This window comes from Oceanobacillus caeni, assembly GCF_042678465.1.
In the GTDB taxonomy this organism is placed as follows: domain Bacteria; phylum Bacillota; class Bacilli; order Bacillales; family Amphibacillaceae; genus Oceanobacillus; species Oceanobacillus caeni.
Genome location: NZ_JBHTKV010000011.1, coordinates 33,102 through 46,041 on the forward strand (window position 1 = coordinate 33,102; position 12,940 = coordinate 46,041).

The following is a 12,940-nucleotide window of genomic DNA, read 5'->3' on the forward strand; positions in this document are numbered from 1 at the left end:
ATAAGGACAGAGAATTATGACCCCGCTGACACGTAAAAGAAAGGAAAGAGATTTTCTAAGTTGTCTAAATATCCTCGAAAAAATAGTTGTATAGCTTGATCATTCACCTCAACATTATGATGGAAACACCAATGATTGTGTTAGCGAATAAAGCAGAAACATTTGTTTTCAGCATTCCATTTTTATTATTTGGATTTTGTTATTTAACGAATTGGGGAGGCAAATAAACGAACACAGAATCTAAATGATATATAGGAGGAGTATAGATAATGATTGGTGTATTAATCATTGCCACATTTATTATTTTCCGCTTAGCGATAAATGGTTGCTTTAGAACCCTAAAACACAAACGAGCTCCACCGTGACCTAATGAAATTTATTCGTTACAATTAGCTAAATTCTAAAACGAACAGATCAAAACGTGGTAAAACGGTTTGATGATGTACGTTACGACTATAACAAAGAGTATCACCCCGAATTGATAGAAAATTTGAAGAAATAAGATGAGAAGACGTTTAAGTGATTAGCGCATATTTTTGATGATTAATAATGGAGGGATTTATGATGTTTTCAGAAGCAGTCCGGTTAACACAACAGCTCGTTCAAATACCTACAGAAAATCCAAATGGTTCGGAGCGCGAATGTTCTACTTTTGTAGAGAATTATTTGAAAGAACTAGATAATGTCAATGTTACGACACAACGAGTAGAGGAAGGTAGAACGAATGTGATTGCGAAGTATAAGGGTAATCCATCCGATTTACCTCCAATTGTTATTATTGCTCATATGGATACTGTTCCAGTAGAAGGAAAATGGACGGTGGATCCTTTTGGGGCAGAAATTGTGGAAGGAAAATTGTATGGTCGTGGATCATGTGATATGAAGAGTGGCCTAGCTTGTGCGTTAATAATGATTAAGCATATCAGTGAAAATAATATTCCTTTGAATAGAGATTTGTATGTTATTGCATGCGTTGATGAGGAAGGTCCTTATATGAAGGGTGTTAACGCACTTGTGGATGAACAAATTATCCCTAATGATGCTCTAATCATAGCGACAGAACCTACGAATGCAACCTTATCTACGGTTCATAAAGGAACAATTTGGTATGAAATCTTAGTCGAAGGTAAAAGCTCGCATGGAGGAAATGCTCATTTAGGCGCAGATGCAGCCCATGCAGCAGCGGAAATAATCGTTAAGTTAAAAGAAAAAGTGAAAAAGTTACCTTATGATCATGACATTTTCGGTAAATCCACTATTTCAATAGGTACGATTGGTGGAGGACATAAAACGAACATGGTAGCGGGTTCCTGTCGTATCGAAGTCGACTTCCGTCTTGCTCCACCGTTGACGAAAGAAGAGGCGAACCAAATAGTTACAAGTGCCGTTGAAGAAGGTTGTGCAAATGTAAAGGGAACTCAAGCAAAGGTGCAACATTATGGCTGGGAACGACCGCCAATCGAGACAGATTTGAATTGCCCATTAATCGCTCCTTTTGAAAAGGCTTATTTGAAAGTAACAGGAAAAGAGCTAGAGAAAACAGGATTCCCTGCATATACAGATGCTAGCATGATTGGATTAAGGACTGGTAATCGTAATATTTTAGTATTTGGCCCCGGGCATCTAGATCAAGCCCATGTTATAGACGAATTTGTTGAGATTGCACAAATTGATTTATGTACGGAAGTGTTAACGGAGATGGTGCTGGAAGCAGGGACAGGTTCAACGTCCCAGTAATGGCTTATGACAGTGTATTTGTCCCATGTTTCCTTGAAAAATACCATCTATTAAAAGTGTAGTAGTGGGATAGTAGAAAGATAGGGTCAAAGCTATGACCCTATCTTTTGGTGTTAATGGAGGGTAAAAAAATTATAACTTATATCTTTATTACAAAAAAAGGGCAATCATTAAAACTGGCTCTTATAGTATTAATTTTCCTAGTATTATAAAGGATGATAACTTCCGCTAATCGCATCCACTATGACTTCCCGGCCTCCGCTTACTTTTGAGTTGTATTCTGCAAGCCAAAACGGACGGTAAAATAAAGCTGTGCTATGGATGGTCACCGTAGGAATCGTTATGAATTTAGCTTTTTGTGTCGCTGCTTGAAAAATAAACTTCTCAGCCAGCTGCTCCGCTTCTTTCTCTGAAATCTCAATAGGGAGGATTTTCTCGTCAACAATTGGTCGCTGTATAAATTCCGGCTGTACATCAATAATTGCCCCTTGTCCGCTGATCGCGTCAATCGTACAGGCGATTTTCCCGTTGAACTTAAGCAGACTTTTAGCACTGACTTCAAATTCTAAGAAATAGTATGGATAAAGAATCATCGTGTTTACCTGAACACTTGCTCGTTTATCATATTGCTGTAATCCCTTGAGTACCTCTTGCTGAACAAACTGTGGTTCCTGCGTTAAGATCAGACTCATGAGAAACTATTCCTTACGCTTCCTGATTCTTTTGCAAGAAACTTAGAAATATTTTTAGCTTCTGGTGCAAGACTACGAGCAATATTTTGATCAAATTGCGTAGAGAAGGAGCGTTTGTTTTTCGATTGTTCAAATATCGTTAAGATTGGCTGTGATGGTTTTCGTCCAAATCGGCTTCCGATGATCATGCCTATAAGCGAAACTAATAATCCAGCTAAGAAAGGATGAAGTCCTGTTACAGCCTCCAGATCCATAGAAGTCCAAATAATATTTGTCGTAGCTCCTCCAATCATCGCACATAAACATCCGATATAATTGGCTTTTTTAGAATAAACAGATGCTACATAAGGTACAAGAAAGGCATTTCCTAGTGTACCAAAAGCAAAGACAGCCAATCCAAAAATAGAAGGCGGTTCAAAAATTGCAACAACAATTCCAACAATCCCGCCACCAAGAATACACAGCCTTGACACTAGAACGGTTGTTTTCTCTTTTGCATTTTTATTTATAAACCTTTGATAGACGTCACGTGATAGAATTGTACCTGCTTGTATTAGTAAAGAGTCACAGGTAGACATAACGGCTGACATAACTGCTGATAAAAGGAGTGCAGCAAAAAAGCCTGGGAATAGCGTATAAGCTAATTCTGTAATGATCATTTCTGGATCACTTATTGTTGGGATCAGTAAAATACCAGCAAGTCCTAAGATGTATGGAACAAAGATAAAAAATTGATTCCAAATGGCTCCTATTAAAATAGCGCCTTTAACGGTCTTTGTACTTTGCATAGACATATGACGGACAACGACATGGGGGAGCCCCATATATCCAATTGAAAAAATTAAAATCGCACCTAACACAACTCCCCATTGGCCATAAAAGGCTAAATCTTTACCCCAGATACTTAAATAGGTTGGGTCAATATTTCCTAAGGCTGTATTTAAACTGGTCAATCCGCCTACGTGGATGTATGCTAGAACCCCAATCCCCACAACTCCGGCTACCATGATGATACCTTGTACAAAGGCTGTATAGGCAACAGCTAAATAACCGCCTGCCACCGTATAAATAATAATCACACTGATACCAATAATGAGGGACATTTCATATGGAAATCCCGTTAGTGTAGCCATTGCCTTTCCTGCAGCAATAAATTGTGCACAAACATATGCGAAGAGGAACACGATAGAAATAATAGATCCTACCACACGAACACTTGCATGTTCAAATCTTTTTTCTAAATACTCAATGGGTGAAAGCGCTCCCAAAAGTTCGGACATTCTTCTCATCCGTTTACCGAGAACAGATAGATTAACAATCGATCCTCCTGCATCCCCAATCGCATACCAAACTGCGTACCAACCATATTGAAAGGCAAGTGCGGGCGCCCCCATGAACATATATCCGCTCATAGCGGTCGTCTGCATCGTCATTGCTGTAACAGCTGGTCCAAGAGATCTTCCTCCAAGTAAATACTGTTCTGAGGACTCCGATGATTTTCGCGAAAATCAAAGGCCAATCATTAACAGCGTTAGAATATAAATAATAAATATAACACCGTCCAAACTCAAGACAAATTCCCCCTATCAGCTATTCCCATTTTCTTCTGCATCATCTTCACGCTTCATCTTAAAATACATGACCAAAGCTAATCCAACCCAAATAAATGGCCAAGGAAGAATGAGCCAAAATGTTTCAGCCGGCAAACCCAACAAACTATCACCTCCTATTTAAAAAGATGGTTTGAATAATTATACTATTTAGATAACCGAGATATAATTTACATAATGTCATGAATAAGAGAGTGCTATTTTACACTTTGTTAAAAAGCGGGGCGTAGAGAGATGGTTCAGTGCCCTGATACTAGGTTGGTACTGTGAATATCCGGTGAAGAGGAAATTTAGGTTCGAAATGGTTCTATTCAATTAGTATTAAAAAGGAATGATGATGTTAAAATTATAACTAAGAGCCTTTATTAGTTTGAACGTTTTTAGTAATAGAGGGGATATTAAATATGTGTTTTAAGTACTGAATAAGCTCGGAATGTCGGATTAATGCAAATGAATGTTGAAATACTTCAAACGAAAACCGGATTAATGTAAACAAATGGTGACAGTCAAAAAAAGTGCCTGTCCTCCAATGTGGTAAAGTATCCACATTAAGGGACAGGCATCAAAATTATATTTTAAAACATTTTATCAAAGTGGATGATTGACACCAATAATCTTAAGTTACTCATTTATCGCTTAATTTAAACTTCTCAACTACCTTTTGTAAATCTTCCGCTATTTTTGTTAGAGAGGAAGCTGAGTTTGAGATTTCCTCCATGGATGCAAGCTGTTCTTGAGTTGATGCAGAGGCATTTTGTGTCTGACCTGATATGGTCTCGCCAATGGTTGCAACGTCTTCAAATATTTGAATGAAATGTTCTGTACTAGAAGAAATTTCTTGAATTTCAGACGTAACTTGCATAATTTGTTCCGTTATTGTATCAACATATCCTGTTATCGTTGTAAATGATTCTCCTGCGTGATGCGCAACGTCAATACCTTTTTCAACTTGCACGGTAGCTGTTTCCATGGATTTCACTGTATTGCTCGTTTCTGTATGAATTTTGCCTATCATTTCTTTTATTTGGTCTGCCGATTTAGAGGATTCTTCCGCAAGTTTGCGTACTTCGTCGGCAACAACGGCAAATCCTTTTCCATGTTCTCCGGCCCTAGCGGCTTCAATCGCAGCATTTAGCGCAAGCAGGTTAGTTTGGTCGGAAATTTCTGTTATAACATCTACTATATTGCTAATTTGTCCAGATAATTCGCCTAATCCCTGGATATTATTTGACAAATCATGTGTGTTTTTCTTGATGTATTCCATTTGATTGACAGTTGTTTCCAAGGCTTTGTTCCCTTCGTTTACAGCTGACATTGTATTTTCTGCAGTTGTAGAAACTTCATCAGAGCTTGCTGCAATTTGGCGAATGGAACCAGCCATTTCTTCTGCCATTTGTTTACTATTTTCAATACTATTTGTCTGTTTGTCCATTTCTACCGCAACTTCTTGAATGGATGACGAAATTTGTTCGGTTGCTTGAGTATTTTGTTCAGTGCTCGCACTTAATTGTTCAGATGCTGCAGCTACATGATGAGACTTATCACGAACCTCTGTGATAACTTCATTAAGATTTTCTCTCATACGATTAAAGGATTCAGATAATGTCCCTATTTCATCATTTGAATTAATTTCAACACCAACACTTAAATCTCTTTGACTCATTTTCTCACTTACGTCAACCAATTGATGAATTGGTTTAGTAATGGAGCGAATGATGAACAGGATAGTGACTCCTCCGAGGATAAGTGCAATAACAAGAATAGCAAGGGTAGAATGCAAAATTGGTTTAACGGCTTCGTTCACCTCGGATTGATACATGGTTCCAGCAATCTTCCATCCAGTAATGTCATTCGTTGCAAATGCTAATTTTTTTTCACCTTCGTATTTGTAATCAAACGTTCCAGAGTCCGAGTCGTATAGTTTGTCATAAAAATCTTCTTCCGCCTCACTGCCGGCTTCATTGGTTGGATGACTAATAAAATGTTCCGTTTTATCTAACACAAACAAATAGCCTTCTTCTCCAAGTTGTACGGAACTAATGATATCTGTAAGGCTCCCTAGTTTTAAGTTAACCGCAACTACACCGTGATTATCTTCAGTTGCCTTTGCTAATGTAACTACTACTTCATTGGACGATTGTGAGACATATGGATCGGTAATAATGACATTACCTTTATTATCCATTGCCTCCTGATACCAAGGTCGTTCACGTGGATCATAGTCTGGTGGGTTTTGAAATGAAGTCGGTGAATTCATGAAATCCCCTGTCTCCGTACCCACATAGGTTTGCTCGATCACATTTTCTTTGGCTTTTTGAATCGTATCTAAAATTTCCCTCGTTTTAGCATCTTTATCTTTTTTGATATTTTTTGCATCAATGGAATTAGACAAATAATCAACATTTTCCATTTGTGCAATAATGAATTGATCAATGGTTTGATTAACAATGTTTACATTTTCTTGGGCTGTATCAATTATTCTTTGGTCCGTATTGGATTTTGAAGTTACATATGAACCAAAGCCAATACACATACTTGGTATTAATAAAATTGCTAAAAATGATATGATTAATTTTTTTCTTAGGCTTAGTGAAATTTTCGCCTTATTCTTTTTGTCTCTTTTCAAATCTCTTTCCTCCAATCTCTTCATTTCAGGTCTTTTTACCTAGATTTTTACTTACTTATATTGTATCGACAAAGAATCCTAGGTTCTTAAGGAAAAAGTAAAATACAGTTAATTCCATTTATTAAGAAATTAGAGAAAATGGTAGGTGAAGGTAATGTACCTACGATTATTTTTACTTGCCCAAAAAATGGTACTTGATTAATTCACTAGACACAGGTATAGTAATAGACAAATAATTTATTGCATAAAAGCGTTCATGTATAAAAGTTAATATGACACCCATACAACGGACAAAAGTAATTCTATTGGATGCAGCAGGAAGAGACTGAATGGATGCTGGAAATTCAGGCAGCAGTAGAAGTGAAATACACCGTGGAAAAAATGGGAATAAGAGTGAATGACATAGATCATTAACTAGGGTGGTACCGCGGAGAGCATCTTCGTCCCTAATATTGGGATGAGAATGCTTTTTTTATTTTATACATTATAGGGGGAAGGACACATGTTTACAACGAAGAGAGCATATTCACCAACCATTGGAGAGGCTTTGATCCTTCTTCTAATTATAGTAGGGTTGGTTAGTATAAGCATCATCAAATTTTCAGCACCTCCACATATTCCAATTTTATTATCTATTTTTCTACTAATCCTATACGGTTTAGTGAAAAGAGTACCGTTTCATTTGTTGGAGGAAGGAATGGTGAATGGTGCTAAATCAGGTTTACCAGCAATTTTTATCTTTTTTCTAATAGGTTTGTTAATTGCTACATGGATGATTGCTGGAACCATACCAACACTTGTTTACATTGGTTTTGAATTGGTTACGCCTCATTTCTTCTATCTGATTGTTTTTGTAGTTACAGCTATCGTAGGAATGGTAGTCGGAAGCTCGTTAACGACTTCTGCCACATTAGGAGTAGCTTTTATCGGGATCGCAACAGCGCTTGATATCTCTTTAGCAGTCACAGCGGGCGCGATTGTATCCGGAGCCTTTTTTGGAGATAAAATGTCGCCACTTTCCGATACAACGAATATTGCATCAAGTGTATTAAAGGTAGATTTATTTGAACACATTCGAAATATGGCTTGGACAACCATTCCGGCTTTTTTGATAAGTCTTATCATTTATGCGTTTATTTCGCCTAATGTAACAAACGTTCACTTTGATAGGCTAGCATCTATTCAAGCTGGTTTATTAGAAACTAACTTAGTTCATTGGTATAGCTTAATACCGGTCGTGATTCTTATTATTTTTGCTTTGAAAAAAGTTTCAGCCTTTATTACGTTAGCCTTTATTTCTATTTTTTCTATTTTCCTATCACTATTTCATCACATACCATCTGGTAAAGAATTATTTGAAATACTTTTTGATGGTTATGTATCCGCGACGGGAAATGAAGCAATTGATAGTTTGTTAACTCGTGGTGGGATTAATAGTATGATGTTCACCGTTGCCCTTGTCATCTTAGCTTTAAGTATGGGGGGACTTCTCTTTACTTTAGGCATCATTCCAGTAGTATTAGAATCTGTAGGGAAATTATTGAATAGCGCTGGTTCTGTTATTTTTGCTACTGCATGTACTGCTATTGGGGTTAATGTATTTATCGGCGAACAATATTTATCCATCCTTTTACCAGGAGAAGCATTTCAGTCTAATTTTAAAAAGGTAGGACTTACTAATAAAAACTTATCAAGGGTGTTAGAGGATGCGGGTACGGTTGTGAATCCTCTTGTTCCTTGGAGTGTTTGTGGAGTATTTATAACAAAAGTTCTCGGAGTCCCAACACTTGAATATTTACCTTTTGCGTTTTTCTGTTTACTATCCCCAGTGCTGACCATCTTATTTGGATTCACTGGTAAAACATTAACTTATGCAAAAAGCGAATAATGGATTTTAATTTGGGGGAGTTGACTAGATGGGTTAACTCCTCTTTTTGAGTGGGTATTTTTTCACCCACTTATTCCGGTTGTAGATATTAACCCTTATCAAATAAGCCAATGTAAATTACATAGCATTGATTAGAACGGATTCTACTTTTGTGAATGAGAATACATTTTTTCCTAAAAAGGTTTGATGGTTAAGAATAATGAATAATCATGATACACTTTACAATTGAATTGCCTTCATTTTTATAAATGCGTTGTTTATTACCATCAAATATAATTATAAAATTAAAAAGGAAGTGAACTTATGGATAAACACATAAATGCGTTACGAACAGCTTTTCCCTATACTATTCCGATTCTGGCAGGATTTAGCTTTATAGGGATCGCCTATGGTATGTATGTTCATGCTCTGGGTTTTGAGCCTATTTATACTTTTATAATGAGCTTTTTTATCTTCGCAGGCTCAATGGAATTTGTAGCTGCTACGTTATTGCTTGGAGAATTTAATCCTATTTATGTTTTATTTTTAACTTTAATGCTAAACGGAAGGCACTTATTTTATGGTATTTCGATGTTAGAGAGATTTAAGGGAACCGGAAAAAAGAAATTTTATCTCATATATGGTATGTGTGATGAATCGTTTGTGATAAATAGTACTGCAACGATTCCTTCCAATGTGGACAGAGGTTGGTTTATGTTTTATGTCACGCTATTAAATATGTTTTATTGGGTCAGTGGAGCGATGATAGGAAGTTTAATAGCTTCTATTGTTAGCTTTGATACGAAAGGTTTAGACTTTGTTATGACTGCACTGTTCGTTGTGATTTTTTTAGATCAATGGATGAGAGAAGATAAACATTACAGTTCATTAATAGGAATTGGAGTTTCGGTGTTAGCACTCATCATATTTGGCCCAGAATATTTTACTATTCCTGCGATGATAATCATGTTAGTGATTTTAACGCCTTTACGAGGTCATATTGAAAATAAAAAGGTGGTGAATGAAAGGTGACTTTTACACAAGAAATGATAACGATTGGTACAGTTGTTTTGGGAACAGTGATTACAAGGTTTTTACCTTTCATAATTTTCTCAGCAGATAAGCCTACACCACCCTATATTCAATTTTTAGGTAATGCTTTACCGCCTGCTGTATTTGGTTTACTCGTTATTTATTCATTAAGAGATATTTCTTTTTTATCTGGCAGTCATGGGATACCAGAATTAATTTCAATAGGTTTAATCATAATAGTACATTATTGGAAGAAAAATATGTTTCTTTCAATAGCAAGTGGGACAATATGTTATATGTTAATAATACAATTCATATCCTTTTGATAATAAGCATGATGCCTATTAGGATAACAGGATATATAAGAGCCGCTTTGGAGGAAATGTTAGATTCATTAAAAATTTTTATGGATAGAGTCGAAGGAAATTGATTATTTTTAGATAGAGTTATAAAGACTTCCACTATAATGCTAAACCCTTTAATCATTAAAAAGCCCCGTGATACATAAAGTAGTCTCAGGGGGGATGCCTATGTCGGGAAGAATATGGGTGGGTTTGTTTTTTCTTATATTTGGTTTTGGCTTTCTTTTGCATCAGGCTGATATCATTGACATGTCGCAAGTCTTGTCTACTTGGTGGCCGCTCATACTCATTATTATTGGTATTATTCAGCTAATCAATCGTACACTTTCTTGTACAGTGTCAGGTTTCCTATTTTTATTGGTTGGTGTCTTATTTTTCATCAATCAATGGTTTGACCTTCATTTAATTTTTTATTTGTGGCCGCTTATTTTCATTTTCATTGGTTTCGTTATCATACTTACCAGGGCTAAAAGTGGAAAAACTAAACATACGAGCGATAAACTAAGCACATTCTTGTTATTTTCAGGTGCGGAGATTAAAAGTCAATCGAAAAATTTTCAAGGTGGTAGCGTTGTGACAATAATGGGCGGTGTGGAAATTGACCTCCGTGATGCAGTCATTGCAGAGGGAGCTATGCTTGACTTCACTTCTATCTTGGGAGGGATAAGCATCATCGTTTCAGAAAATGTTCAGGTTGAAATATCTGGTATCCCCATTTTGGGTGGATGGGAAGATAGTACAAGAAAACATGGAGAAAGTGAAGAAGTTGTTGTATTAAAACTTAACTGCCTTACGATTCTAGGTGGATTGGAAATTAGGAATTAATAGATTGTCTATAATTGGCTTTTGTATACGGTAACCTAAAATGAGTAACGGTACGATCTCTTAAGTAAATTATTCTCATTAGTTTGTTGGGGTAGTACAATATTCTAAATATACAATCTTCTAGGGAAGATATTGACAATTTTATTTTCTGAATGTAAAGTATAATGTAATGTTTTTGTTATATTAATTACTTTGCAAATTCTGGCAAATGTCGGAGATAGGCATCTTTTAATTTCATAATATATTAGTTCTTATCTAGAGAGGCGGAGGGACTGGCCCGATGATACCTCGGCAACGGACATATAAGTACCGTGCCAATTCCAGCAAGCGAAAAGCTTGGAAGATAAGAGGAATTTCAGTACATATAATATTTTTTATATTACTCCTGAATCCTTCTTCTTCCATGAAGAAGGATTTTTTGTTCTATTTTATGATTTTTATACGATGAAAACATTATTCGACTAATATCAGGAGGCGCCAGGCATCATAGAGGCAAGAAAGGGGATAATAACATGATAGAGTTTCAGAATCTTGGGAAGGTTTATGATAGTGGTGGAAAGCAGGTTCATGCTTTAAGCAATATAAACTTAAAAATCAACAAAGGAGAAATTTACGGAGTTGTTGGTTATAGTGGTGCTGGTAAAAGCTCACTTATTCGCTGCGTCAATTATTTAGAGTGTCCAACTTCAGGTAAAGTCATTGTGGATGGTCATGATTTATCTGTTTTATCGGAGAAAGAAATCCGTAAAGTGAAGAAAAAAATAGGGATGGTTTTTCAGCACTTCAATTTACTAAACTCCAAAACTGTGTATGCAAATGTGGCAATGCCACTTGTGCTTGAAAAGGTACCAAAGGAAAAGATGAAGAAAAGAGTTCACGAATTACTAGAGTTTGTTGGCTTATCCGATAAAGCAGATATGTATCCAGACCAACTTTCTGGTGGGCAAAAGCAGCGGGTCGGTATTGCAAGGGCATTGGCAACTCAGCCTTCCATTTTACTTTGCGACGAGGCAACATCTGCTCTTGATCCGCAGACAACAAGTTCTATTCTACAGCTTTTGAAAAAGGTCAGTGAGGAATATGATATTACGATTTTAATGATCACCCATGAAATGTCCGTTATTCGTGAAATTTGCGATAAAGTTGCAGTCATGGAAGCGGGTCAAATTATTGAAGAAGGCAATGTATTCGATGTCTTTACAGCGCCTAAAACAAAAACAGCGCAGAACTTTGTCAGTACTGTCATGAATGATCAAATACCAAGTTCCATTTTAGACATGATTGATAATAACAATGGGTCACAAAATATATTCCGAATTAATTTTATCAATCAATCGACAAGTAAGCCCCTTTTATCACAGCTTGCTAAAAAATTTGATTTAGATGTCAATGTTTTATTTGGGAGTATTACGGAACTTCAAGGAATCCCATTTGGAAATTTGATTGTTCAATTTCAAGGGTCTGAATCTGAGGTGAAACGAGCATTAACGTACATGCACGCAAAAGAAATAAGCTTCAGGGAGGTGACATCACATGCTAGTTAATTCCGAACAAATTATAGAAGCAATAATTGAAACAGTACAAATGGTAGGTATATCCTTTATTTTCTCCATCATCCTTGGGTTACCGTTGGGTATTGCACTTTTCGTAACTCGTAATGGACAAATACTTGAAAACAAACCAATTTTTGCGGTATTAAATGGAATTATTAATATATTCCGTTCTATTCCGTTCATTATTTTGCTGGTAGCAATCATTCCAATTACTCGCTTGATTGTTGGAACGTCTATTGGCACTGCTGCAGCAATTGTTCCACTTGTCTTTTATGCGGGGCCATATATTGCTAGATTAGTAGAAAGCTCGTTATTAGAAGTTGACGAAGGTGTGCTTGAGGCAGCAAATGCCATGGGTGCAACGCCGTTTCAAACGATTTTTCGCTTTTTATTACCAGAAGTACTTAGCTCTTTAGTGGTCAACTTCACTATTGCAACCATCGGGTTAATCGGAGCATCAGCAATGGCCGGAACGGTAGGTGGAGGAGGAATTGGTGACCTTGCCATTACATATGGATATCAGCGTTTTGATACGACAACGATGGCTATTACGGTTATCATCCTAATAATCATGGTTCAAGGACTACAATCATTAGGAAACTATTTATCAAGAAAAATACGTAGAAGATAATCAGG

At 36.5% G+C, this 12,940-nt stretch carries 10 protein-coding genes, 1 pseudogene and 1 riboswitch; of the genes and pseudogenes, 7 read left to right on the forward strand and 4 right to left on the reverse strand.

What is annotated here, in order from left to right:
• The first annotated feature begins 564 nt into the window (after positions 1-564).
• A complete protein-coding gene (locus tag ACFQ18_RS09665) occupies positions 565-1,737 on the forward strand; it encodes a M20 family metallopeptidase (RefSeq protein WP_052771649.1) in 1,173 nt (390 codons plus the stop codon).
• A gap of 206 nt (positions 1,738-1,943) precedes the next feature.
• Here the strand turns inward: ACFQ18_RS09665 and ACFQ18_RS09670 are convergent, their stop codons facing one another.
• The 4 genes and pseudogenes from ACFQ18_RS09670 to ACFQ18_RS09685 form a co-directional block, all read right to left on the reverse strand.
• Positions 1,944-2,429, reverse strand: a complete 486-nt coding sequence (locus ACFQ18_RS09670; RefSeq protein WP_060668045.1) for a hypothetical protein — start codon at positions 2,427-2,429, stop codon at positions 1,944-1,946.
• A pseudogene (locus ACFQ18_RS09675) lies at positions 2,426-3,892 on the reverse strand (sodium/proline symporter); the annotation flags it as partial. The gene ACFQ18_RS09670 and the pseudogene ACFQ18_RS09675, both read right to left, overlap by 4 nt.
• Positions 3,893-4,015: 123 nt before the next feature.
• On the reverse strand, positions 4,016-4,144 hold the full coding sequence (locus ACFQ18_RS09680) for a hypothetical protein (protein WP_255449150.1): 129 nt from the start codon (positions 4,142-4,144) through the stop codon (positions 4,016-4,018).
• 520 nt (positions 4,145-4,664) lie between these two features.
• Positions 4,665-6,665 (reverse strand): methyl-accepting chemotaxis protein, encoded by a 2,001-nt coding sequence (locus ACFQ18_RS09685; RefSeq protein ID WP_225344095.1) that lies wholly within the window; start codon positions 6,663-6,665, stop codon positions 4,665-4,667.
• 502 nt (positions 6,666-7,167) lie between these two features.
• On the opposite strand from ACFQ18_RS09685, the gene nhaC reads away from it, so the two are divergent.
• From nhaC to ACFQ18_RS09715, 6 genes are all read left to right on the forward strand, one after another.
• The gene (nhaC, locus tag ACFQ18_RS09690) at positions 7,168-8,553 is read left to right on the forward strand and encodes a Na+/H+ antiporter NhaC (protein ID WP_204798188.1); all 1,386 of its coding nucleotides are present in this window, start codon (positions 7,168-7,170) and stop codon (positions 8,551-8,553) included.
• Positions 8,554-8,856: 303 nt separating this feature from the next.
• The gene (locus ACFQ18_RS09695) at positions 8,857-9,564 is read left to right on the forward strand and encodes an AzlC family ABC transporter permease (protein ID WP_047184289.1); all 708 of its coding nucleotides are present in this window, start codon (positions 8,857-8,859) and stop codon (positions 9,562-9,564) included.
• On the forward strand, positions 9,561-9,890 hold the full coding sequence (locus tag ACFQ18_RS09700) for a branched-chain amino acid transporter permease (RefSeq protein ID WP_338113679.1): 330 nt from the start codon (positions 9,561-9,563) through the stop codon (positions 9,888-9,890). The genes ACFQ18_RS09695 and ACFQ18_RS09700 overlap by 4 nt, the downstream gene beginning before the upstream one ends.
• Before the next feature lie 204 nt (positions 9,891-10,094).
• Entirely contained in the window at positions 10,095-10,751 is a 657-nt protein-coding gene (locus ACFQ18_RS09705; RefSeq protein ID WP_047184288.1) for a LiaF transmembrane domain-containing protein, read from the forward strand.
• 248 nt (positions 10,752-10,999) lie between these two features.
• Positions 11,000-11,101: riboswitch (SAM riboswitch) on the forward strand.
• Positions 11,102-11,263: 162 nt separating this feature from the next.
• Positions 11,264-12,295 (forward strand): ATP-binding cassette domain-containing protein, encoded by a 1,032-nt coding sequence (locus ACFQ18_RS09710; RefSeq protein WP_204798189.1) that lies wholly within the window; start codon positions 11,264-11,266, stop codon positions 12,293-12,295.
• A complete protein-coding gene (locus ACFQ18_RS09715; RefSeq protein ID WP_204798190.1) occupies positions 12,285-12,935 on the forward strand; it encodes a methionine ABC transporter permease MetI in 651 nt (216 codons plus the stop codon). The genes ACFQ18_RS09710 and ACFQ18_RS09715 overlap by 11 nt, the downstream gene beginning before the upstream one ends.
• The last annotated feature ends 5 nt before the right edge of the window (positions 12,936-12,940 follow it).